This window comes from Microbispora sp. NPDC049633 (genome assembly GCF_040675265.1).
GTDB lineage: Bacteria > Actinomycetota > Actinomycetes > Streptosporangiales > Streptosporangiaceae > Microbispora > Microbispora maris.
In genome coordinates this window covers 1-23,390 of sequence record NZ_JBFAOO010000076.1, presented here as the reverse complement: position 1 = coordinate 23,390, position 23,390 = coordinate 1, and the positions used below count along the sequence as shown (strand labels likewise).

Sequence of the window (23,390 nt, the reverse complement as noted above, 5' to 3'; positions counted from 1 at the left end):
GGTTAAGATCCGCAGGTCAAGGGGGATTTCGTCCCTGAAGAGCAATGATGTCGCATGCGTTCGCCCAAGTGGGGTAGCGCGACAATCATGGCTGAAGCGCAGACCTCCGAACGTGTCGTGGCAGGACGCTATCGCCTGATCGAGCCGCTGGGGCGGGGCGGCATGGGCACCGTGTGGCGAGCCGTCGACCAGGTGCTCGAACGTGAGGTCGCCGTCAAGGAGCTGCTCGCCTCAGCCGAGCTCACCGGCCCGGAGCGGGAGGTCTTCACCATCAGGACCTTCCGCGAGGCCAGGGCCGCCGGACGGTTGAGCCATCCGAGCGTGGCGGCAGTGTACGACGCCTTCGAGGAGAACGGCTACCCCTGGATCGTCCTCGAACTGATCCCGTCCCGGACGCTTGGGTCGGTCATCCGCGACGAGGGCCCCCTGCCGCCCCGGCGGGTGGCGGAGATCGGGTCGCAGGTGCTGGCCGCGCTGCGCGTCGCCCACGCGAACGGTGTGCTGCACCGGGACGTCAAGCCCGACAACGTGCTGCTCGCCGACGACGGCCGGGTCGTGCTGACGGACTTCGGCATCGCCGCGATGGAGGACGACTCGCCGGTCACCCGCACCGGCATGCTGATCGGCACCCCGGCGTTCATCGCCCCGGAGCGGGCCGCGGGCCGGCAGGCGCAGCGGGCGTCGGACCTGTGGTCGCTCGGGGTGACGCTGTTCATGGCCGTCGAGGGGCGCTCGCCGTTCAACCGCGGCCACGCGCTGGCGACGCTGGCCGCGGTCATGTACGAGGAGGCCGGCCCGATGCACAACGCCGGCCCGCTGGCGCCGGTCATCGAGGGCCTGCTGGTCAAGGACCCGGACCACAGGGTGAGCGCGGACTACGCCGCGCAGCACCTGCACGCCGTGGCCACCGGCCAGGTGACCGGCCCGGTCGTGCCGCGCCCGCGGCAGCCGCCCAGGCTCGCCCGGCTGATGCCCGGGTTCGAGAGCACCGCGGCGACTCCCGCGCCCACTCCCGCGCCTCTCCCCGGGATCACCCCGGCGCCGACCCCGGTCCCCGCCCACGTGCCGGTGGAGGGACGCCGCAGCCCCTGGGCGCTGGCGGCGGGCTCGGGGGCCCTCGTCGCGCTCGTCGGTCTGGCGGCGGGCGCCGTCGCGTTCGCCACCGCCCGGCCTCCGGCCGACCCCCGGGGGACCACCGTGGTGAGCACGCCCACGGTGACGGTCTTCGCGACCAAGACCCCCGAGGCCGTCAGGACCGCCGACGCCGCCAAGAGCGGCAGGCGGACCGAGAGCCGCGGGGCGGAGAGGAAGACGGCCACCCAGCCGGTGGCGAACCCCGGGGGCGGGCAGCGCCCGGACCACCGCGGCGGGCCCGGCAACAGGTTCACAGAAGACTCCACTTCCGGGACCGGCGGCGCGAAGCCCAAGGAGAAGCCCAAGGGGAAGCCCGACGGGGCCGCGTCCAAGCCCAAGGGCTCCGGCCAGGCGAACCACCCCGGCAACGGGGCGGGCAACGGATCGAGCAAGGGGAAGCCCTCCACACCCAAGTCCGGGAAGGGCGGCGGATCCGTCGCGCCGACCCAGGGCAAGAGTGGAGGCCCGGGAAAAGACGAGGGCCACACGGCCACCACGGGCGAGGACACCGCTGACATCCCCGACGGCTACACCCAGCCGGAGAACGACTGGGGGGCGTGACAGGTCCCGTCAGCCCTCGTCCGCGAGGATCTCCAGCGCGCGGGCCAGGTCGCCGGGGTAGTCGCTGGTGAAGGTCATCCACTCCCCCGTCGCCGGGTGCTCGAACGACAGCGAGACGGCGTGCAGCCACTGCCGGCTCACGCCGAGACGGGCGGCGAGGGTGGGGTCGGCGCCGTACAGCAGGTCGCCCACGCACGGATGCCGGAGCGCGGCCATGTGGACCCGGATCTGGTGCGTCCTGCCGGTCTCCAGCTTGATGTCGAGCAGCGACGCCGCCCGGAACGCCTCGATCGTGTCGTAGTGCGTGACCGAGTCCTTGCCCCCGGCCACCACCGCGAAGCGCCCGTCGCCCGACGGATGCCGGTCGATCGGCGCGTCCACGGTGCCGCGCAGCGGGTCCATGTGCCCCTGGACGAGCGCGTGGTAGCGCTTGTCGACGGTGCGCTCCTTGAACGCCCGCTTGAGGTGGGAGTAGGCCCGCTCGCTCTTGGCGACGACCATCACGCCGGTGGTGTTGGCGTCGAGCCGGTGGACGATGCCCTGGCGCTCGGCCGCGCCGCTCGTGGACACCCGGTGGCCGGCGCCGAGCAGGCCGCCGATCACGGTGGGGCCGGTCCAGCCGACGGTCGGATGCGCCGCGACGCCGATCGGCTTGCTCACGACGACGACGTCGTCGTCCTCGTGCAGGATCGTCATGCCCGGGACGGGCTCGGCCACGGGCATCGGCGCCGCGGGGGGCGGCGGGATCGTGACGTCCAGCCAGGCCCCGGCGTGGACGCGATCGGACTTCGCCGGGACGGCGCCGTCGACCAGCACGTCCCCCGAGGCGATCAGTTCGGCCGCGCGGGTGCGGGAGAAGCCGAACAGCCGGGCCAGGGCGGCGTCGAGACGCTCGCCCTCCAGGCCGTCGGGGACGGGCAGGCTGCGCTGGTCACCCATCGGCCCGCTCCCCCGCCCGCTCGCCGGCCTGCTTGTCCGCGTGCTCCTCGGCCTGCTCGTCCGTCTGGCGGGTGCCGTCGATCTGGTAGCCGCGCCAGGCGAGGAACACGGCGAGCACGCCGCCGCACACGATGGCCGAGTCGGCGACGTTGAACACCGGGAACCGGGTGACGGGGAACACCTGGATGAAGTCGACCACGTGCCCCTGGAACGGCGCCGGCGACCGGAAGACGCGGTCGGTCAGGTTGCCGACCGCGCCGCCCAGCAGCAGGCCGAGCGTGATCGCCCAGGGCAGGCTGCGCAACTGCCGCGCCGTACGCACGATCGCGACGACCACGGCCAGCGCGATCACCGTGAACACGATCGTCATGCCGGTGCCGATGCTGAAGGCGGCGCCGGCGTTGCGGATCACGGTCAGCACGAGCGCGCCGGGAACGACGGTGAGCGGCTCCTCGTGCTCCAGGAACTCCACGACCAGGAACTTGCTGACCTGGTCGAGCACGTAGACGACCGAGGCCAGGACGGCGAGAAGGGCGATCCTCCGCGCCCGGTCGGGCCTCGCGGGGGCGGAGCCGCTCAGCGGCGCTCCTCCCGCTGCTTGCACGCTACGCACAGCGTCGCTCTCGGGAATGCCCTCAGGCGCTCCTTGCCGATCGGCTTGTGGCACGATTCGCACTCTCCGTAAGTCCCCGCCTCGACGCGGGCGATCGCCCGCTCGTTCTGCGCGAGCAGGTCGCGCGCATTCAGGGTAAGGGCGATCTCACGCTCACGCTCATACGTCTTGGCCCCGGCATCGGCCGGATCGTCCCCCGCGCCCTGGCTCACGTCACCGGACGCGAGCTGTTCCTCCGCCCTCGCGATGTCGGCGCGCAGCTCCTCGATCTCGTGCCGCAGCCGCTCCCGGACCTCGGCGAGCTCCTCCTCGGACCAGACGTCCTCACCGATGGCGGTTCTCGCCGTGCGCGTCGTCATTGCGGGCCTCCCCTTCGCCCAGGAACCCTTCGAGCCCGTGCCCCTCGGGGCAGGGCGCACATCGGGCCGGTCCGGGCAGAATAAGTCGCCGATAACGGATCGGCAACGGACTCGCCGAGGCTTTTACCCCACCCGTACCCGGATGGCATATTCGGCCGGCTCCTCCTCGTCGCCCTCTATTTCGATCTTTTGTCGCGTCTGGTGCCGCCGGCGTCCTCCCCCGTATTCCCGCGACGAGCCGCGTCTCACCCGGATCGTCGCCCGCATATCGGGAAGCCCTCACGGCCGGGTTGCGTTATCGTCTTAGTCTGCAAGGCGTTGATGGGGACGAGTACCTCCGCATCCGCCCGCTCAGCGACCCGGGGACGGTGTGAGCCCGGGGCGGGCCGCAGAGGGAAGATCACCCCGGAGCCGCCGGAGGAAAGGCCGTCCCGGCCGAGTAGAACCGGCAGCGGAGAGAAACGAGAGGGCGCCCGCCACCGGCCGGGCGTCAAGAAGGGTGGTACCGCGGAGCCGTCCGGCGGCTTCGTCCCTTCACGCCATGTCAGCAGCGCTGTCACAGCCACCGCGTGGAGGTTCCGCCCGACGATGTCTTCCCATCACTTCCGCTCACTTCCCGCGCAGGTCGACCTGCCGGCCCTCGAGCACGAGGTCCTCGAACGCTGGCGGGACGGGAAGGTCTTCGAGCGCTCGCTGGAGCAGAACGCCGACGGCCCGTCCTGGGTGTTCTACGAGGGCCCGCCCACCGCCAACGGCATGCCCGGCGTGCACCACGTCGAGGCCCGCGTCTTCAAGGACGTCTTCCCCCGCTACAAGTCGATGCGCGGCTACCACGTCCCCCGCAAGGCCGGCTGGGACTGCCACGGCCTGCCCGTCGAGGTCGCCGTCGAGAAGGAACTCGGCCTGTCCGGCAAGCCCGAGATCGAGTCGTACGGCATCGCCGAGTTCAACGCGCGCTGCCGCGAGTCGGTGCTGCGGCACGTGGACGCGTTCGAGGAGATGACCGAGCGGATGGGCTACTGGGTCGACATGTCCCAGGCCTACCGCACCATGGACCCCCAGTACGTCGAGGCCGTCTGGTGGTCGCTCAAGGTCGTCTGGGACAAGGGCCTGCTGTTCCGCGACCACCGCATCACGCCGTACTGCCCCCGTTGCGGCACCGGCCTGTCCGACCACGAGCTCGGCCAGCCCGGCGGCTACGAGACCGTCTCCAGCCCGTCGGTGTACGTGCGGATGCCCGTCGTGTCCGGCCCGCTGGCCGAGCTGAACGCCTCGCTGCTGATCTGGACCACCACGCCCTGGACCCTGGTGTCCAACACCGCGGTCGCCGTGCACCCCGACGTGACGTACGTCGCGGCCCGGCGCGGGGACGAGGTGCTCGTGGTGGCCGAGCCGCTGCTGCGGCGGGTCCTCGGCGAGGACGCCGAGGTGCTGGCCACCTTCAAGGGCGCCGAGCTGGAGCACACCGCCTACCGGCGCCCCTTCGACCTGGTCGACATCGAGGGCGCCCACTACGTCGTGCTCGGCACGTACGTCACGGTCGAGGACGGCACCGGCCTGGTCCACCAGGCCCCCGCCTTCGGCGCCGACGACATGACGGTCTGCAAACGGTACGGCCTGCCCGTGGTCAACCCGATCGGCCCGGACGGGCGTTTCCTGCCGGACGTGCCGTTCGTGGGCGGCCTGTTCTTCAAGGACGCCGACGAGCCGCTCACCGACAACCTCCGCGAGCGCGGCCTGCTGTTCCGCGGCGAGCACTTCGAGCACAGCTACCCGCACTGCTGGCGCTGCCACACCCCGCTGCTCTACTACGCGCTGCCGTCCTGGTACATCAGGACCACGGAGATCAAGGACCGGCTCCTCGCGGAGAACGAGCGCACCAACTGGTTCCCCGAGACCATCAAGCACGGCCGATACGGCGAGTGGCTCCGCAACAACGTCGACTGGGCGCTGTCGCGGTCCCGTTACTGGGGCACGCCGCTGCCGCTGTGGGTCTGCTCCCGGGACGAGGAGCACGTCACCTGCGTCGGCTCGCTGGAGGAGCTGGGCGAGCTGGCGGGCCGCGACCTGACCGCGCTCGACCCGCACCGCCCGTACGTCGACGACGTGACCTTCCCCTGCCCGTCGTGTCAGGCGGAGGCCCGGCGCGTGCCCGACGTGATCGACGTCTGGTACGACTCGGGCGCCATGCCGTTCGCCCAGTGGGGCGCGCCGCTGGTCAACAAGGAGGTCTTCGAGAGCTCCTTCCCCGGCCAGTTCATCTGCGAGGCGATCGACCAGACCCGCGGCTGGTTCTACTCCATGATGACCGTCGGCACGCTGGTGTTCGGCCGGTCGTCGTACGAGAACGTGCTCTGCCTCGGCCTGATCCTCGCCGAGGACGGCCGCAAGATGAGCAAGCACCTGGGCAACGTGCTGCGGCCGATGCCGCTGATGGACCAGCACGGCGCCGACGCCCTGCGCTGGTACATGGCCACCTCCGGCTCCCCCTGGGCTCCGCGCAGGATCGGCCACGCCGCCCTGGAGGAGATCGTCCGGAAGGTCCTGCTGACCTACTGGAACACCGCGTCGTTCTTCACGCTCTACGCCAACGCCGAGTCGTGGTCCCCCTCTCGGGTGGCCGAGGCCCCGGCGCACGCCGAGCGGCCGCTGATCGACCGGTGGGCGCTGGCGGAGCTGCACCGCACGGTGGCCGAGGTCACCGCGTCCATGGAGGAGTTCGACACCGCCCGGGCCGGCCGCCGGCTGACCGAGTTCCTGGACGACCTGTCCAACTGGTACGTCCGCCGCTCGCGCCGCCGCTTCTGGTCCGGCGAGGTGTCGGCCTTCGCGACGCTGTACGAGTGCCTGGAGACCGTCACCCGGCTCATGGCCCCGCTGGTGCCGTTCCTCACCGACTACCTGTGGGACGTGCTGCGCGACCCGGACGCCCCGGCGTCGGTGCACCTGGCCACCTGGCCCGAGGTGGACACCGCGCTGCTCGACCCCGAGCTGTCGGAGCGGATGGCGCTGGTGCGCCGCCTCGTCGAGCTGGGCCGATCGGCCCGTGCGTCCTCGTCGGTCAAGACCCGCCAGCCGCTCGGCCGGGCGCTGGTCGGCGCCCCCGGCTGGGCCGCGCTCCCCGGCGAGCTGCGTGAGCTGATCGCCGACGAGCTCAACGTCCAGCGGCTGGAGGACCTGTCCGGGTTCTCCGCCGACCTGGTGACGTTCACGGTCAAGCCCAACTTCCGCAGCCTCGGCAAGCGGTTCGGCTCGCAGACCAAGCTCGTCGCCTCCGCCGTGTCGGCGGCCGACCCGGCGGCGCTGGCCCGGGCCCTGCGCTCGGGCGGGACCGCGACGGTCGAGGCCGGGGAGCTGGGCACGGTGGAGCTGGGCGCGGACGACGTGATCGTGACCGAGCAGCCCAAGTCGGGCTGGGCCGTGGAGACCGGCGCGGTGGACACCGGCACCGGCGAGACCGTGGCCCTGGACCTGGCGATCACCGACGAACTGCGCCGGGCCGGCCTGGTCCGCGACGTGGTCCGGCTCGTCCAGGAGGCCCGCAAGTCCACCGGTCTGTCCATCACCGACCGCATCGATCTGTGGTGGTCGGCCGAGGGCGAGCTGGCCGAGGCGCTGCGCGGAGCCGCCGGCGCCGTGGCCGACGAGGTGCTCGCCTCCCGGATCGCGGAAGGCGCCCCGGACGAGGACCTGCCGGTCCACGAGGACGCCGACCTCGGCCTGTCCTTCCGCCTGCGCAAGGCCTGAGCCGGGCTGTCGCCCGACGTCACCGGGGCCGGTCCACCGGCCCCGGTGACACCAAGAGTCGCCTCTTCTCCTATCGAACTGCGGCCTTGTGTTGTCTCCCGCCGGAACTTATTGTCATGAATCGAGTCAACGCTGACTCCTTCTCGACAGCACGGTTCTGACCAGCACGGTTCTGACCAGCACGGTTCCACCAGCACGGGTCCGACAGCACGGGTGCGACGGCCTGTCACAGCCGATCGACGAGATGAGGAGACGGTGGGCAGCTACGACTACGTCGTGATCGGGGCAGGGTCGGCGGGGGCCGTGGTGGCCGGGCGCCTGACGCGGGACCCGGCGGTCACGGTCCTCCTCATCGAGGCCGGCGGCTCCGGCCGTCATCCGAACGTCCGGATCCCCGCCGCCTTCGCCAAGCAGTTCAGGACCAGGCACGACTGGGAGTTCTACACGGAGCCGGAACCGCATCTGGGCGGGCGCGTCCTCTACCACCCGCGCGGGAAGATGCTGGGCGGCTGCAGCGCCCAGAACGCGATGATCTACATCCGCGGCCACCGTTCCGACTACGACGGCTGGGCCGCGAACGGTGCGACCGGCTGGTCCTACGACGAGGTTCTGCCGCTGTTCAAGCGGGCCGAGCGCAACTCACGCGGCCCCGGCGAGTACCACGGCGCCGACGGGCCGCTGTACGTCGAAGACCCTCGTTCGCCGAACGAACTGAGCGAACGTCTCGTGGCGGCCATGGTCGGCACCGGCATCCCGCGCAACGACGACTTCAACGGCGCCGAGCAGGTGGGCGCCGGGCTGTATCAGCTGACCCAGCGCCGCGGGCAGCGCTGGACCACCGCGGACGGTTACCTGCGTCCCGCGCGCAAGCGCCCGAACCTGACGGTGCTCACCGGCACCCACGTCCTCAGACTGCGCGTCGAGGGCGGACGCGCGACCGGGGTCGAGGTCGTCCGCGCCGGCAGACGCGAGTCCTACCGGGCCGAACGTGAAGTCGTGCTGTCGGCCGGCGCGTTCAACACCCCCCAGCTGCTGATGCTGTCGGGCATCGGACCGGCCGACCACCTGGCCGAGCACGGGATCCCGGTGGTGGTGGACAACCCCAACGTCGGCGCCCATCTGATGGACCACCCGATGTCCATGGTCGTCTTCGAGACGACGGCCAAGGGAACGCTCGCCGGAGCCCAGTCACCGGTGCAACTGCTCGACTACCTGGTGCGGCGCCGCGGCCTGCTGACGTCCAACATCGGCGAGGCCGGGGCGTTCTTCCACACCCGCTCGGGCGACGACGCGCCGTACATGCAGTTCATCGCCGCGCCAGGCTACTTCTACAACCACGGGTTCACCTCCTACGCGCGCCCGGCGTTCAGCATCGGCTGCTCCATGGTCGGCGCGTCCAGCACCGGCCGTGTGCGGCTGCGCAGCGCCGACCCGCGGGAGAAGGTGGCGATCACGTTCAACTACCTCGCGGAACCGGAGGACATGGAGGCGATGGTCACGGCCGTCGAGCGGGCCCGCGAGGTGGCGGCGGCCGGGCCGCTGCGGGGGTTCCTCGGCAGGGAACTGCACCCCGGGGCGCACATCCTGAAGCGGGACCAGCTCGAGGAAGACGTCCGCCGGACGGTGGAGCACACCTACCATCCGGCCTGCACCGCCCGCATCGGCACCGAGACCGGCGGCGTGGTCGATCCCGAACTGCGGGTGCACGGCGTGTCCGGCCTGCGCGTCGTCGACGCGTCCGTCTTCCCCCGCATCCCGCACGGCAACACCCACGCGCCGACCGTGATGGTCGCGGAGCGGGCGGTGGACCTTCTCCGCGCCGCCCGCTGAGCGGCGCCCCGGCTCTACTCGGTGGTGGCCTTCTCGCTGCCGCCCGCCTCGTCGGCGTCGGCCGCTCCGGGACGTGCCGGGCCGGAGGTGGAGCCGGCCGAGGCCGCGAATCCGGCGCGCCCGGATTCGCGGGTCTCTGCCGGCTCCACCGGCTCTCCGGTCCCCGCGGGCGGGGACGTGGGGGCGTCCGCACCGGGGTCGCCCTTGTCTTGGGAGGTCTGGTCTTGGGAGGTCTGGTCCTGGGAGGTCTGGTCCTGGGAGGTCTGGTCGTCACGGTCCTGCGCGTCGTCCCCGGCCGTGTCCCCATCGGGGTCGCCGTCCCCGGACGACGGGGCGTCCTTGGCCGCGTCGGCGGCCGTGGACCGTGCGGAGTCCCACGGCAGGGGGACCCTGCCGGGCCTGAACCAGTCGTGCTCCGCGGTGTCGGTGATCGACTCGTCCGTCTCGTCGTCCGTCGGGCCCTGCGCCGATCCCGCCGCCGGCGGAGACCAGGCCGGTGCGGACCATGATGTGGCGGAGGGTCCCGGCGCCGGAGCATCGGCGTCGGTATCGGCATCGGACGGCCGCGCCCCGCTCCGGCCGAACCAGTCCACCGGTGTGTGCCCGTCGTCCTCGGCGCCGGCGTCGGCCGCGGCGGCCTCCGGGCCACCGGGCGCGTCCGCCTCGCCGGTCGTCTCGCCGGACGCCTTCCGCGGCGTCTCAGGGGACTCTTCACGCTCTTCGTCACCGGACGGCGTGTCCTCGGACTGCGTGTCCTCCGACTGCGCGTCCTCGGACTGCGCGGGCGGAACGGGCGACTCGGGCAGGCGCGGCCCCGGGACGCCGGGCTGAGAAAGCCGCGCGATGGGCGGCTCCGGGTCAGCGGGCGTGGGACGGGTCGGTTCCCTGCCGGTCGTGCCGGTGGTCCCGGCCGCGGGCGTGGTGGTCGTGGGAGCGGCCTCCTCCGGCTCGGCCACACGGGCGGAGGCCTCGGGGAGGCAGGTGGTGCAGGGAGTGAAGCCCTCCTCGCGGGCCTCCTCGTGGGTCAGCTCCTCGGTCTCCCGCCCGGCGAGCTGACGGCAGGTGGCCAGGTGGAAGCGCTTGCGCCCGGGGATCACGAGGACGATCGCGTCGGGGGCGAGGCCGCGCCCCGGGGCGGCCGGGGGCCGCATGATCGGTCCCGTTCGCTGGGGCGGCGGGGACGGGAAGGTCTGGGGTGGCAGTGCCCCGTGATGCGTGACCGGCGGTGCCGCCACCATGGGCGTCGCCACCGGATGCGCCGGTGCCCCGGCGAGAGCTCCGCCGTACGCCCCGCTCACGGCACCGACGTGCGCGAGCTGGGGCACGGACGAACCCGGGGGGGTGGGAGCCGTTCCCTCGGCGGCACGCCCGCCGGCCGGGAACAGCTCGTGGCGCCTCAGCAGTGCTCCGATCAGCAGGCAGACCGCCGACAGCACGCTGACGACGATCGACCACATCACGAGAGGGGGTGTCCCCAGCACGACGCCCGCGATGAGCAGGACGATTGCGGCGAGGACCAGTGCGGCACTGATGAGGATCACGGGGGGTTCTCCGAGCTATCGGGTCCCTGTGGGACCCGCCACTGCTTACCGGCGGTCGTTGTGGGGGCCGTCGGGACCGGGGAAGGCGCCGGAGTGCTGCGAGGGCTCCTGTCCGAACGGGTTGGGGGCGGCGCCCATCTGCTGGGGACCGGGGGCGACGGCGTGGGCCATGGCCGGGGCGGCGCCCACGATCGGGAAGCCTCCGCTGCCCTCACCGGCGACGTTCAGCTCGGCGAGCTGGTTCTCCAGGTAGAGCTTGAGGCGGCTGCGGTACTCGCGCTCGAAGCTGCGCAGCTCCTCGACCTTGCGCTCCAGCTCGTCGCGGGTCTGCACCAGGGTGCCCATGGCCTGACGGTGCCGCTCCTGCGCGTCGCGCTCGAGCGTCTCGGCGCGCGCGCGTGCGTCGCCGATGATCTGCTCGGCCTGACGACGGGCCTTGCCGAGAATGTCGTCGGCCTCGCGCCGAGCGCGGGTCACGGTCTCGTCCGCTTCACGACGGGCGTCGGCGATCGCCTGGTCGGCCGTCTGCTGCGCGAGGGCGAGCACGCGGGCCGCGGTGTCCATGTTGTCCTCGGCGGGCGGCAGGCCCATGCCGACGGGCACCGGCTCGGGGCGGGCCGGCTCCGGAGGCTTGATCGGCTCCGGCTGGGGGGCCATCATCTCGGGCTTCGGCTCGGCCACCGGAGCGGGAGCCATCTGCATGGAGCCGGGCATGCCCATGCCCCCGGGGACCTTGCCCCTGAGGCACTCGGCCAGCTTCGCGCGGAGTTCCTCGTTCTCCTGGATGAGACGGTCCAACTCGGCCTCGACCTCGTCGAGGAACGCGTCGACCTCCTCCTCGTCGTACCCCGGCCTCAGCCGGGTGGTACTGAACTGCTTGTTCCGCACATCGGCGGGCGTCAACGGCATTTGGGTCTCCTTGGCGCGCTTGGAGTCTGTCCGGTCGGACGGTACCCGATCAACGAAGCGCGTTCACGACTTGGATCAAGACCAAAACCACAATGAACAGCACTGTGAAGCTCAGGTCAAAGGCCACCGTACCCAACCTGAGGGGCGGAATGAAACGGCGGAGGAACTTGAGAGGCGGGTCGGTCACTGTGTAAACGACCTCCGCCAGCACCAGGACGACCCCGGTGGGCCGCCAGGCGCGGGCGAACGCCTGCACCGTATCTATGATCATTCTGCCGATCAGCAGAACCAGGAAGAGGGTCAGGGCGATGACCAAGATCTCGCTAATGATCCCCACAGTCGAGCCCCGCCTCCCCTCGGTCCAGCCGTCCTCGGGCCGCACGGGCTCCGCTCAGCCGGTCACTGTTCATGTATGGAACTCTAGCTCTGGTTGAAGAAGCCGCGTTCCGCGATTCTGGCCTTGTCTTCGGCGGTCACCTCAACGTTGGCGGGGGACAACAGGAACACCTTGTTGGTAACACGTTCGATGCTGCCGTGTAGGCCAAAGACGAGACCTGCCGCGAAATCGACAAGGCGCTTGGCGTCGCTGTCGACCATTTCTGTCAGATTCATGATGACCGGCGTGCCCTCGCGGAAGTGCTCGCCGATCGTCCGCGCCTCGTTGTACGTGCGGGGATGCAGGGTGGTGATACGCGCCAGATCGGTCGTACGGCGCTCCAGCACGGTCGTGGGGGGACGCGGAGCGGGGACGGCCGTCTCGGTGTCGTCCTCGCGCTCCAGGGGCCCGGAGTGCGTACCCGAGGGGGCGGCGAAGCCGCGCCGCGGCGACTCGTACTCCTCGTCGCCGTACTCCTCGTCGGTGCCGTACTCTGCCGCGTACCTGTCTTCGTAGCGGTCGTCCTCCACGAGACCGAGGTAGACCGCCATCTTGCGCATCGCGCCGGCCATCGCTCGTCGTCCTCCGCGTTACTGGTGCCTTCAAGGTCCCTTCGGAAGGCCAGGGCGGTAGCCGTACCCCCCTTTGAGCTCACCGCTGATCGACCTCTACCTGAGCGCGGACACCATGGTCCACTTGGGGGACATTACCTGACGAAGGGCTTTCTGCGGCCGAGCAACGCCGTACCGACTCGCAGGTGTGTCGCGCCGTTCATCACAGCCTGAGGGATGTCTCCACTCATTCCGGCCGATATCACGTCCGCGGCGGGATGTTCCTCGCGCACGCGCTCGGCGACGGCGCGGAGCCGGGCGAACGCGGCGGCCGGGTCCTCCCCCAGCGGGGCGACCGCCATGACCCCCCGCAGGCGCAGCCCCTCCGCCTTGGCGACGAGCCCGGCGAGCGCCGGCACCTCCTCCGGCGCGACGCCGCCCCGCCCGGCCCCGTCGCCCAGCCCGACCTGGACGAGGCAGTCCACCTCGCGCCCCGCGCGTACGGCCTCGCGGCTCAACGCGTCCACCAGGCGGGAGCGGTCCACCGAGTGGACCATGTGGGCGTAGGAGACGACCGAGCGGGCCTTGTTGGACTGCAGCTGGCCGATGAAGTGCCAGGTGAGGCCGAGGCCGGCGCACTCGGCCGCCTTGGCCGCGGCCTCCTGGTCGCGGTTCTCGCCGACGTGCGACACGCCCAGTTCCGCGAGCAGCCGCACGTCGGAGGCCGGGTACGTCTTCGTCACCGCGATCAGCGTGATCTCCGACCGCGACCGGCCCGCGGCCCGGCAGGCGTCCTCGACACGCCGCTCCACCTCGGCCAGGGCCGCGGCCAGCTCCTCGCGCCGGTCACCCACGGACAGCGCCCCCGGCCGTACGAACGGTCGGCGTCACTTGAGGAAGTCCGGTACGTCGAGCTCCTCCTCCTGCTCCTCGAACACCACCGGGCGCCGGGGACCCGGCTGCGCGGTCCTGGCGGTGATCGGAGTCGGCGGCTCGGGAGCGGGGCGCGGGATCGACAGCGGCCCGGTGACGCCCTGGTCGCGTCCGCCGTCGGCCTGCGCGTCGCGCGGGAACGGCGTGACGGCGTCGGCCTGCTGCGCCTGCGGCGCGGACGCCGCCTGCTGGACCGGCTGGCTCACGGGCTGGGCCTGCGGCGGCGCGGCGTTCACCGGCTGCGCGTTCACCGGCAGCTGGGTCACCGGCGGCGCGGTGTTCACGGGCTGCGCCTGCGCGGGGGCGGGCTGCGCCGTGCCGGCCGTGCCGCTCACCGGTCGTACCGGCGGCTGCGCGGGCTCCGCCTTGGCCTGGGCGGGCGCGGGCCGGGCCGGGGGCGCGGCCTGCGCGGGCCGGGACGACTGCTGGGGCCGCGACAGCGGCGCGGCCGCCGGCGCGGCCGGCGCGGGCTCGTCGAACCCGGCCGCGATGACCGTGACCCGCACCTCGTCGCCGAGCGCGTCGTCGATTACCGTGCCGAAGATGATGTTGGCGTCGGGCGCGGCGGCGTTGCTGACGAGCTGGGCCGCCTCGTTGATCTCGAACAGGCCCAGGTCGGAGCCGCCCGCGATGGACAGCAGCACGCCATGGGCGCCGTCGATGCTCGCCTCCAGCAGCGGGCTGGAGACCGCCATCTCGGCGGCGGCGACCGACCGGTCGTCGCCCCTGGCGTGGCCGATGCCCATGAGGGCCGAGCCCGCGCCGGACATGACCGACTTCACGTCGGCGAAGTCCAGGTTGATCAGACCGGGCGTGGTGATGAGGTCGGTGATGCCCTGCACACCGGACAGCAGCACCTGGTCGGCGGCCTTGAACGCGTCGAGCACGCTCACCTGGCGGTCGGAGATCGACAGCAGCCGGTCGTTCGGAATGACGATCAGCGTGTCGACCTCCTCGCGGAGGGTCTCGATGCCGGCCTCGGCCTGCATGGCCCGGCGCTTGCCCTCGAAGCTGAAGGGCCGGGTCACCACGCCGATCGTGAGCGCGCCGAGCGAGCGGGCGATGCTGGCCACGACCGGCGCGCCGCCGGTCCCGGTGCCGCCGCCCTCGCCCGCGGTCACGAAGACCATGTCGGCGCCCTTGATGACCTCCTCGATCTCCTCCCGGTGGTCCTCGGCGGCCTTGCGGCCCACCTCCGGGTTGGCGCCCGCGCCGAGGCCCCGGGTGAGCTCGCGCCCCACGTCGAGCTTCACGTCGGCGTCACTCATCAGCAGCGCCTGGGCGTCAGTGTTTATGGCGATGAACTCGACGCCCTTGAGTCCCTCCTCGATCATCCGGTTGACGGCGTTGACTCCGCCGCCGCCGATGCCGACGACCTTGATGACCGCGAGGTAGTTCTGCGGTGCTGCCACGACGAGGGGCCTTTCCGCTCGTTTGCGTTTCATGCGGGCAGGGCCCGCCGTCTTCTGAACTCTCACCCTCAAGTTGAGATTTAGAGTTATGTCAACCTGAGGATTGATACGGACAGTAGGGTTGCGCGTCCCCCAGGGTCAACTAACCGCGCCGCAAGACCGTCCGGCGTGTCGCGGGCTGTCCTATTCGCACGATGCCCCGCTCTGAGGCGAGTTCGGATCATGCGTTCCCGGCCCGTGAGATATCTCACCTGACCGTCACCACCTGCGGGGAGCTGACATCGTAGCTGGTACCCGGCTTGGCGAGCGCGGCGAGCAGGACACGTCCCTTCTGCGCCGAGCGCCCCGCGTCCCCCCAGACGACCGTACGGCCGTCCGTGAGTTTGAGCGTGATCGACCGGGGCGAGGGGACGCGCAGCTCCCGCAGCCGCTCCAGCACGCTCTCCGGCAGTGCCCGCAACACGGTGAGCCCGGCCCTGGTGGCGGGATCGTCCGCGGCCGCCCGCTGGACGCGCAGCACCGGCAGCCGGGGCGGGGCCACGGTCACCTGCTGCAGCACGACGCCGTACCGGTCGATCACCGCGGTCGTCGGGCCCATGGGCACGGCGGCGGCGGGGACGCGCTCGACCACGCTGACGCGCAGCGTCCCTGGCCAGCCGCGGTCGACCGCGGCCGACTCGACCGCGCGCATCGCCCGCAGCCGCCGTTCGACCTCGGCGAGGTCCACGGTGGCGAGCGGGGTGCCGGTGCGCACCCCCGCGGCCTGGCGCAGCTGCTCGGCGGGGATCCGGCTGTTGCCGGTGATCTCGACCTCCCGCACGCCGAGGACCGGCGAGAAGAACACGACCCACGTGGCGACGCCCACCACCCCGCCGGTCAGCAGGGTGGCGAGGGCCGAACGCCGGACCGCCCGCCTCACCGGTCCCCCACGCTCCGGCTCGCGTCCCGCATCACTGGGCGGACAGCTCCGCGACGATCTTCGGGCCGAGCTCCGTCACGTCTCCCGCGCCCATGGTGAGCACGATGTCGCCGGCACGGGCCCGCCCGGCGACGAGGGCGGGCACGGCCTGCCGGTCGGGCGCGTAGACGACCCGCTCGGCGGCAAGCGGGACCTTCCCCGCGACGAGGGCGCCGGAGACCCCGGGCTCGGGGTCCTCGCGCGCGCCGTACACGTCGAGCACGACCACCTCGTCGGCGAGGCCGAGCGCCGCGCCGAACTCGTCGGCGAAGAACCGCGTGCGCGAGTACAGGTGCGGCTGGAAGACCGCGATGACCCGGCCGTCGCCGGTCACGACGTCGCGGGCGGCGCGCAGGTCGGCGGTCAGCTCGGTCGGGTGGTGGGCGTAGCTGTCGTAGACCGTCACACCCCCGGCCTCGCCCTTCGACTCGAACCGCCGCTTGGCCCCGCCGAAGGCGGCCAGGCCCTCCTTGACGTCGTCGAAGCGCAGGCCGAGGTGGAGGGCCACGGCGATCACCGCGGTCGCGTTGAGCGCGTTGTGCCGGCCCGGCACGGCGAGGCGCACCTCGCCGCGTCCCGCTCCCCCGGGCGCGGCGGGACCCAGCTCCACGGCGAACTCGACGCCGAGGCCGCGCGGCACGACGTCGGTCGTGCGCAGGTCGGCGCCCCGGCTCTCGCCGTACGTCACGACGGTGAGGCCGCGCTCGCGCGCGACCGGAATGAGGGCGGCGGCGCCCGGGTCGTCGGCGCAGACCACGAGCAGCGCCCCGATCCGCTCGACGAAGCGGGCGAAGCTGTCATGGACGGCCTGGGGGTCGCCGTAGTTGTCGAGATGGTCGGCCTCGACGTTGGTCACCACCGCGATGTCCGGCGCCAGCATGAGGAACGAGCCGTCGCTCTCGTCGGCCTCCGCCACGAACACCTCGCCCGCGCCGTCGTCAGCGCCGAGCCCGGTCGTCACGAGCTGCCCGCCGACGCAGTACGACGGGTCCTCCCCGCACTTCTGCAACGCCACCGTCAGCATCGAGGTGGTGGTGGTCTTGCCGTGCGTGCCGGCGACGGCGATGCCGGTGCGGCCGGTCATGACCGACGCCAGCGCGGCGGCGCGCGGGATCACCCGCAGGTCCTGCCGCAGCGCCTCCCCAAGCTCCGGGTTGGAGTCGCGGATCGCGGTGGACACCACGACCGTGTCCACGTTCTTGATGTGGGAGGCGGCGTGGCCGACGTGGATGACGGCGCCCAGCTCACGCAGCTCGGTCAGCAGCTCCGAGGGCCGCGCGTCGCTGCCCGACACCGGCACGCCCCGCTTGAGCAGGATCCGGGCGATGCCCGACATCCCGGCGCCGCCGATGCCGATGAAGTGCACCCGCCCCAGTTCGGCCGCGGGCACGGGATCCACGAGCTTGACGAGACTCATCGGTGAGCGATCTCCAGCACCTTGCGGGCGAGCGCCGTGTCGGCGTCCTTGCGGCCCATCCGCGACGCGGCCTCGGACATCGCGACCACGCGCTCGGGGTCGTTCAGGATCGGCAGCAGCGTCTGGACGATCCAGGCGGCCGACAGGTTCGCGTCGTCGACCATCAGGCCGCCCCCGCCCCGCACGATGGGCTCGGCGTTGAGGCGCTGCTCGCCGTTGCCGTGCGGCAGCGGCACGAACGCCGCGGGCAGCCCCACGGCGGTGAGCTCGGCGCAGGTCATGGCGCCCGCGCGGGACAGCACGAGGTCGGCGGCGGCGTAGGCGAGGTCCATCCGGTCGACGTACGGCAGGATCACGTACTGCGGGTCGCCCGGCGGGGGCTCCACCTCGACGGTGTTCTTGGGCCCGATCACGTGCAGCACCTGGACGCCGGCCGCCCGGAGGTAGGGCGCGGCCTCCAGCGCCGCCTGGTTGATGGAGCGCGCGCCCTGCGAGCCGCCGAACACCAGCAGCGTCACCCGGTCGGACTCCAGCCCGAAGTACGACCGCGCCTTGTCGCCCATCGACAGCCGGTCCATCATGCTGATCTCGCGGCGCAGCGGGATGCCGATGTACTCGGCGTTCGGGAGCGCGGTCTCCGGGTGGCCGGTGAAGACGTGCTCGGTGAGGCGGGCGCCGAGCCGGTTGGCCAGGCCGGGCCGGGGGTTGGCCTCGTGGATCACGATCGGCACCCCGCGCCGCCGGGCGCCGAGGTAGCCGGGCGTGGCGACGTACCCGCCGAAGCCGACCAGGACGTCCGCCCCGACCCTGTCGAGGATGCCCGCGGCGCTGCCGATGGCCCCGGCGAGACGGCCGGGCACGGTGAGGAGCTGAGGGCTGAGCGAGCGGGGCAGCGGCACCGCGGGCACGAGTTCGAGCTCGTAGCCCCGGGCGGGCACCAGACGGGTCTCCAGACCGCGCTCGGTGCCGAGGCAGGTGATGCCGATCCCCGGGTCGAGCCGGCGAAGCGCGTCGGCCAGCGCGAGCGCCGGCTCGATATGGCCGGCCGTCCCGCCGCCGGCGAGGACCACCCTCATGTCACTCCCTGTTCTCGCGGATGTTCTCGCGGATGTTCTCGCGGATTCTCCCGCGTCCGTTCCCGCGGCGTTCCGTTTCGTGCCGTCCGCGGCCGTGCCTTCTGTGCCGCCTGCCGCCGGGAGGGTGCCCGCGAGGCCGCGGGCCGCCGCCTGGCGCGGCCGTTCAGGCCAAGCCAGCTTAGAGCCCGCGCGGCCGGTCCCGGGCCACGGGCGGCCAGCGCCTCGGCCGCTCCGGGCTCCTGCTTGGCGAACGACAGCAGCATGCCGAGCGCCGCGAGCGTCGGCAGCAGCGCCGATCCGCCGTACGACACCAGGGGCAGCGGGATGCCGGTGACCGGGAAGACCCCGATGACCGCGCCGATGTTGACGACGGCCTGCCCGGCGATCCAGGCGGTGGTGGCGGCGGCCGACAGCCGGACGAAGGGGTCCTTCGTCCGCATCGCGATGCGCAGCCCGGCGTAGCCGAGCAGACCGAACAGCGCGACCACCACGAGCGTCCCCATCAGCCCGAGCTCCTCGCCCAGGATGGAGAAGATGAAGTCGCTCTCCGCGTGCGGGACGTAGTTCCACTTCTGCCGGCCCGCGCCGAGCCCGAGGCCGAACCAGCCGCCCGAGCCGATCGCCATCAGCCCCTGGGCGGACTGGAACCCCTCGTCCTGCGCCGTCTCCCACACGTGCATGAAGCCGGTGAGACGGCCGAGCCGGTACGGCTCGACGATGATCATAGTGGCGGTCGCCAGCACGAGCAGCGCGAGGATCCCGCCGAACAGCCGCACCGGCGCGCCGACCACCCACAGCAGTGCGAGGAAGATCATCATGAGCACGAGCGTCGTGCCGAGGTCGCGCCCCAGCATGACCAGGACGGCCAGCAGGGCCACGCCCGGCATCAGCGGGATCAGCAGCTGCCGCCATTCGATGCGCCCGGCGCGCGCCCGCGTCGCGAGCAGGTCGGCCCCCCACAGCACCAGGGCCAGCTTCGCCGGCTCCGACGGCTGCACCGAGAACGGGCCGATGACGATCCACCGCTGGGCGCCCAGCAGCTCCTGACCGAGGAAGATGACCATCAGCAGGCCGAGGATCGACAGGCCCATCAGCGGATAGCCGGCCAGGCGGAAGAACCGCTGCGGCAGCCGGGAGCAGACCCACATCAGGGGAAGCCCGATCGCCACGGACGTGACCTGCTTGAGGAACCAGTAGAACGGGTCGCCGGTCCGCTGCAGCGCCTCGATGCTCGACGCCGACAGCACCATCATCAGGCCGAGCGCCAGCAGCAGCGCGCTGCAGCCGAGCACGAGGTGGTAGGACGTCAGCGGGCGGCCGAGCAGCTCGCGCAGCGCGGCGAGCTGGGCGGCGGCCCAGCCGATGGGCTCGGGCCCCTGATGCTCGGAACCCTGGCGCTCGGAACCCTGGCGCTCGGTCTTCCGCGCGGGCGCGGCGCCGGCGGGGCCGGTCGCGGGGCCCGTCACCGGTCCGCCAGCCGCTGCACGGCTCGGGCGAAGGCCTCCCCACGCGCTCCGTACGAGGTGAACATGTCCAGCGAGGCCCCGGCGGGGGCGAGCAGCACGGTGTCGCCCGGGGTGGCGAGCCGGGCTGCTTCGGCGACGACGCGGTCCATGACCCCAGTGTCTTGCCCCGGCACGTCCACGACGGGGACATTCGCGGCGTGTCGCGCCAATGCCCGGCGGATCACGTCCCGGTCGGTCCCCAGCAGCACCGCGCCGCGCAGCCGGGGCGCGGCCTGCCGTACGAGCTCGTCGACCTCGGCGCCCTTGAGCTGCCCGCCCGCGATCCACACGACCGACTCGTAGGCGGCCAGCGACGCGGCGGCCGCGTGCGGGTTGGTGGCCTTGGAATCGTCGACGTAGTCGACCTCGCCGACCCGGGCGACGTGCTCGATCCGGTGCGGGTCGGGGGTGAACTCCCGCAGGCCGCGGCGTACGGCCTCGGGCGGCACACCGTAGGCGCGGGCCAGGGCGGCCGCGGCGAGCGCGTTGGCGACGTTGTGCGGGGCGAACGGCCGCACGTCGGCGAGGCAGGCCAGCTCCTCCGCCGAGGTCGCCGGGTCGGCCACGAAGGCCCGGTCGACGAGCAGGTCCTCCACGACTCCCAGCTGCCCGGGCCTGGGCACGGCGAGAGTGAAGCCCACCCGCGAGGCGTACGGCTCGGCCAGGCGGGACGACCACGGGTCGTCGGCGTTGTAGACCACGGTCCCGGCGTGCGCGAAGACGCGGGCCTTGGCCGCGGCGTACTCCTCCATCGAGCCGTGCCAGTCGATGTGGTCCGGCGCGACGTTGAGCACGGCCGCCGCGAGCGGGGCCGGGGTCGAGGACCAGTGGAGCTGGAAGCTCGACAGCTCCACCGCCAGCACGTCGTACGGCCCGTCCACGGCCTCCACGATGGGGACGCCGACGTTGCCCACGGCCAGGGCCTTGTGCCCGGCGGCGGACAGCATGGAGGCGAGCATGCGGACGGCGGTGGTCTTGCCGTTGGTGCCGGTCAGCGCGAGCCAGGGGGCGGCCGGCTCCTCCCGCAGCCGCCAGGCCAGCTCGACCTCCCCGATGACCTCGACGCCCGCGTCCGCGGCGGCGACGAGCAGCGGGGTGGTAGGCCGCCAGCCCGGCGAGGTGACCAGGAGCGAGGCGCCGACGGGCAGGGCGGGCTCGCCGAAGCGCACCTCCACGCCCAGCTCGGCGAGCTCGGCCGCCGTCGCGCGCTGCCGCTCGCCGTCCGCGGCCTCCAGCACGATCACACGCTCGCCGCGGGCGGCCAGGGCCCGCGCCGCGGCGGCGCCCGACACGCCGAGGCCGGCGACGACGACGTTCACTGTTTCGGCATCCATTCGAGGTAGAACAGTCCGAGACCGGCGGCCACGCACAACGCGGCGATCAGCCAGAAGCGCACCACGATCGTCGTCTCGGCCCAGCCCGACAGCTCGAAGTGGTGCTGGAGTGGCGCCATGCGGAAGACGCGTCTGCGGGTCAGTTTGAAGGACCCGACCTGGATGATCACCGACATCGTGATGATCGCGAACAGGCCGCCCAGGATGACGAGCAGGAGCTGGGTCCGGGTGGTGAAGGCCAGGCCGGCGATCACGCCGCCGAGGGCCAGCGAGCCGGTGTCACCCATGAAGATCTTGGCGGGCGGGGCGTTCCACCACAGGAAGCCCAGACAGGCGCCCAGCACCGCCGCCGCGACCACCGCCAGGTCGAGCGGATCTCGCACCCAGTAGCAGTTGGGGCCGAAGCCGACCGTCGTGCAGCTGTTGCGCAGCTGCCAGTTGCCGATCAGCACGTACGCCGCGAGGACCAGGCAGGTGGCGCCGGAGGCCAGGCCGTCGAGGCCGTCGGTCAGGTTCACCGCGTTGGAGAAGCCCACGATGAAGAACACGACCCAGATCATGAAGCCGATCAGGCCGATCGACGGCCCGATGTCCCGCAGGAACGACACCCGCGTCTCCGCGGGGGTCACGGCGTAGGCGTTGGGAAACCGCAGGACGAGCACCGCGAAGATCGCGCCGACGACGAGCTGCCCGGCCGCTTTGGCGCCGCTGCGCAGCCCGAGGCTCCGCTGCTTGTAGATCTTGATGAAGTCGTCGAGGAAGCCGACCGCGCCGAGGCCCGTCATCAGGAACAGCACCAGCAGCCCCGAGGCCGTCGGGGGGTCGCCGACCTCCGAGAAGACGGTCGCCCCGTGGGCGACGAAGTAGCCGAGCAGCGACGCGATGACGATCACCGTGCCGCCCATCGTCGGGGTGCCCTTCTTGTCGTAGTGCCCCGACGGCCCCTCCTCACGGATGTTCTGGCCGTAGCCCCTGCGGGCGAACAGCCGGATGGCCAGCGGCGTGCCGACCATGGACAGAATCAGCGAGATCGCCCCCGCGATGAGGATGTTCCTCACCGGGCGTCACCTCCGAGGATCGCCTCGGCGACCCGCTCGAGCCCGGCCGCACGCGGCCCCTTCACCAGCACCACGTCGCCCGGAGCGAGCCGGTCCGACAGCTCCCCGGCCGCCGTCGCGACGTCGGGCGCGTAGATCGCGGCGGGCGCGCCGGCGAGCACTGGCTCGGCGTCCTCCCCCACGACGACCAGCGCCTCCAGCCCCACGTCCGCGGCCAGCCGCCCGAACTCCTCGTTCAGCGCCGCGCCGTGCTCCCCCAGCTCGCGCATCGCGGCGATCACCGCGAACCGCCGCCGCCCCTCGCCGATGACCGCGAGGCTGCCGATGGCGGCCCGCACGGAGTCGGGGCTGGCGTTGTAGGCGTCGTTGATCACGGTCACGCCGTCGGGCCGCTCGGTGACCTCCATGCGCCACCGGCTGCGCGGCTCGGCCGCCGACAGCTCCTCGGCGATGTCCGCCACCGGCAGCCCCAGCTCGTGGGCGGCCGCCGCCGCGGCGAGGGCGTTGGACACGAGGTGCGCGCCGTGCAGACGCAGCCGGACCGGCGCCGTGCCGGACGGCGTGCGCAGCGTGAACGAGGCGCGGCCGGTCGCGTCCAGCGTCTCGTCCTCCGCCCGCACGTGCGCCTCGGGCGAGCGCCCGAAGTAGGTGACCCGCGCGCGCGTACGGCCGGCCATCGCGCGCACCAGCGGGTCGTCGGCGTTGAGCACGGCGACCCCGTCCGCGGGCAGCGCCTCGACCAGCTCGCCCTTGGCCTGGGCGATCGCCTCCTTGCCGCCGAACACGCCGAGGTGCGCGGCGCCGACGTTGAGCACCACGCCGATGCGGGGCGGGGCGATCCTCGCCAGGTAGGCGATGTGACCGACGTTCCGGGCGCTCAGCTCCAGGACCAGGAACCGGGTGGCCTCGTCGGCCTTCAGCACGGTCAGCGGGTGGCCGATCTCGTTGTTGAACGAGCCGACGGGGGCAATGGTGGGGCCCAGCCGCGCGGTGAGACCGGCCAGCAGGTCCTTGGTCGTGGTCTTGCCCGCCGACCCGGTCACGCCGACCACGGTCGCGGCGGGCAGCTCCGACACCACGGCCGTGGCCAGCGAGGCCAGGGCCGCGAGCGGATCGTCGACGATCACGGCCGGCGCC

19 protein-coding genes are annotated in these 23,390 nt (G+C 72.5%); 3 read left to right on the top strand and 16 right to left on the bottom strand.

Going from position 1 to position 23,390, the window contains the following annotated elements; all coding sequences use genetic code 11:
* Nucleotides 1-87: 87 nt before the first annotated feature.
* A complete protein-coding gene (locus tag AB0J39_RS20590) occupies nucleotides 88-1,695 on the top strand; it encodes a serine/threonine-protein kinase (protein WP_363466969.1) in 1,608 nt (535 codons plus the stop codon).
* Nucleotides 1,696-1,704: 9 nt separating this feature from the next.
* Here AB0J39_RS20590 and AB0J39_RS20585 read toward each other — a convergent pair whose 3' ends face one another.
* Genes AB0J39_RS20585 through AB0J39_RS20575 form a run of 3 tightly spaced genes read right to left on the bottom strand, consistent with a single transcriptional unit; the run spans nucleotide 1,705 to nucleotide 3,606 of the window.
* Nucleotides 1,705-2,634: an RluA family pseudouridine synthase gene (locus AB0J39_RS20585; RefSeq protein WP_363466967.1), complete on the bottom strand. Its 930-nt coding sequence runs from the start codon at nucleotides 2,632-2,634 to the stop codon at nucleotides 1,705-1,707.
* Nucleotides 2,627-3,238, bottom strand: coding sequence for a signal peptidase II (lspA, locus tag AB0J39_RS20580; protein WP_363466964.1), 612 nt, complete (start codon nucleotides 3,236-3,238; stop codon nucleotides 2,627-2,629). Before lspA ends, AB0J39_RS20585 begins: the two co-directional genes overlap by 8 nt.
* Nucleotides 3,211-3,606, bottom strand: a complete 396-nt coding sequence (locus AB0J39_RS20575; RefSeq protein ID WP_169978451.1) for a TraR/DksA C4-type zinc finger protein — start codon at nucleotides 3,604-3,606, stop codon at nucleotides 3,211-3,213. The genes lspA and AB0J39_RS20575 overlap by 28 nt, the downstream gene beginning before the upstream one ends.
* A gap of 588 nt (nucleotides 3,607-4,194) precedes the next feature.
* Between AB0J39_RS20575 and ileS the strand changes: the two genes are divergently transcribed.
* Together ileS and AB0J39_RS20565 are read left to right on the top strand one after the other, a co-directional pair.
* Nucleotides 4,195-7,353, top strand: a complete 3,159-nt coding sequence (ileS, locus tag AB0J39_RS20570) for an isoleucine--tRNA ligase (protein ID WP_363466961.1) — start codon at nucleotides 4,195-4,197, stop codon at nucleotides 7,351-7,353.
* A 255-nt stretch (nucleotides 7,354-7,608) separates the two neighbouring features.
* A complete protein-coding gene (locus AB0J39_RS20565) occupies nucleotides 7,609-9,183 on the top strand; it encodes a GMC family oxidoreductase N-terminal domain-containing protein (RefSeq protein ID WP_363466958.1) in 1,575 nt (524 codons plus the stop codon).
* Between the two features lie 14 nt (nucleotides 9,184-9,197).
* Here the strand turns inward: AB0J39_RS20565 and AB0J39_RS20560 are convergent, their stop codons facing one another.
* The 13 genes from AB0J39_RS20560 to murF form a co-directional block, all read right to left on the bottom strand.
* On the bottom strand, nucleotides 9,198-10,724 hold the full coding sequence (locus AB0J39_RS20560) for a hypothetical protein (RefSeq protein WP_363466955.1): 1,527 nt from the start codon (nucleotides 10,722-10,724) through the stop codon (nucleotides 9,198-9,200).
* A 45-nt stretch (nucleotides 10,725-10,769) separates the two neighbouring features.
* Nucleotides 10,770-11,633 carry a DivIVA domain-containing protein gene (locus AB0J39_RS20555; protein WP_142568625.1) on the bottom strand — a complete coding sequence of 288 codons (864 nt, stop codon included), beginning with the start codon at nucleotides 11,631-11,633 and terminating at the stop codon, nucleotides 10,770-10,772.
* Nucleotides 11,634-11,682: 49 nt separating this feature from the next.
* Nucleotides 11,683-11,970, bottom strand: a complete 288-nt coding sequence (locus AB0J39_RS20550; protein ID WP_030509057.1) for a YggT family protein — start codon at nucleotides 11,968-11,970, stop codon at nucleotides 11,683-11,685.
* Between the two features lie 83 nt (nucleotides 11,971-12,053).
* Nucleotides 12,054-12,581, bottom strand: a complete 528-nt coding sequence (gene sepF, locus AB0J39_RS20545; protein WP_363466953.1) for a cell division protein SepF — start codon at nucleotides 12,579-12,581, stop codon at nucleotides 12,054-12,056.
* A 134-nt stretch (nucleotides 12,582-12,715) separates the two neighbouring features.
* Nucleotides 12,716-13,420, bottom strand: coding sequence for a YggS family pyridoxal phosphate-dependent enzyme (locus tag AB0J39_RS20540; protein WP_363466989.1), 705 nt, complete (start codon nucleotides 13,418-13,420; stop codon nucleotides 12,716-12,718).
* A 27-nt stretch (nucleotides 13,421-13,447) separates the two neighbouring features.
* Entirely contained in the window at nucleotides 13,448-14,905 is a 1,458-nt protein-coding gene (gene ftsZ, locus AB0J39_RS20535; RefSeq protein ID WP_363466950.1) for a cell division protein FtsZ, read from the bottom strand.
* A gap of 247 nt (nucleotides 14,906-15,152) precedes the next feature.
* A complete protein-coding gene (locus AB0J39_RS20530) occupies nucleotides 15,153-15,824 on the bottom strand; it encodes an FtsQ-type POTRA domain-containing protein (RefSeq protein ID WP_363466947.1) in 672 nt (223 codons plus the stop codon).
* Between the two features lie 31 nt (nucleotides 15,825-15,855).
* Complete coding sequence (gene murC, locus AB0J39_RS20525) at nucleotides 15,856-17,280, bottom strand: UDP-N-acetylmuramate--L-alanine ligase (protein WP_363466944.1); 1,425 nt, start codon at nucleotides 17,278-17,280, stop codon at nucleotides 15,856-15,858.
* A complete protein-coding gene (gene murG, locus AB0J39_RS20520; protein ID WP_363466942.1) occupies nucleotides 17,277-18,356 on the bottom strand; it encodes an undecaprenyldiphospho-muramoylpentapeptide beta-N-acetylglucosaminyltransferase in 1,080 nt (359 codons plus the stop codon). The genes murC and murG overlap by 4 nt, the downstream gene beginning before the upstream one ends.
* Complete coding sequence (gene ftsW / locus AB0J39_RS20515; RefSeq protein WP_363466939.1) at nucleotides 18,353-19,822, bottom strand: putative lipid II flippase FtsW; 1,470 nt, start codon at nucleotides 19,820-19,822, stop codon at nucleotides 18,353-18,355. The genes murG and ftsW overlap by 4 nt, the downstream gene beginning before the upstream one ends.
* On the bottom strand, nucleotides 19,819-21,195 hold the full coding sequence (gene murD, locus AB0J39_RS20510) for a UDP-N-acetylmuramoyl-L-alanine--D-glutamate ligase (RefSeq protein ID WP_363466936.1): 1,377 nt from the start codon (nucleotides 21,193-21,195) through the stop codon (nucleotides 19,819-19,821). Before murD ends, ftsW begins: the two co-directional genes overlap by 4 nt.
* Complete coding sequence (mraY, locus tag AB0J39_RS20505; RefSeq protein ID WP_363466934.1) at nucleotides 21,177-22,253, bottom strand: phospho-N-acetylmuramoyl-pentapeptide-transferase; 1,077 nt, start codon at nucleotides 22,251-22,253, stop codon at nucleotides 21,177-21,179. The genes murD and mraY overlap by 19 nt, the downstream gene beginning before the upstream one ends.
* Nucleotides 22,250-23,390: UDP-N-acetylmuramoyl-tripeptide--D-alanyl-D-alanine ligase (murF, locus tag AB0J39_RS20500; RefSeq protein ID WP_363466931.1), on the bottom strand; the 1,141-nt coding region annotated here is incomplete at its 5' end. The genes mraY and murF, both read right to left, overlap by 4 nt.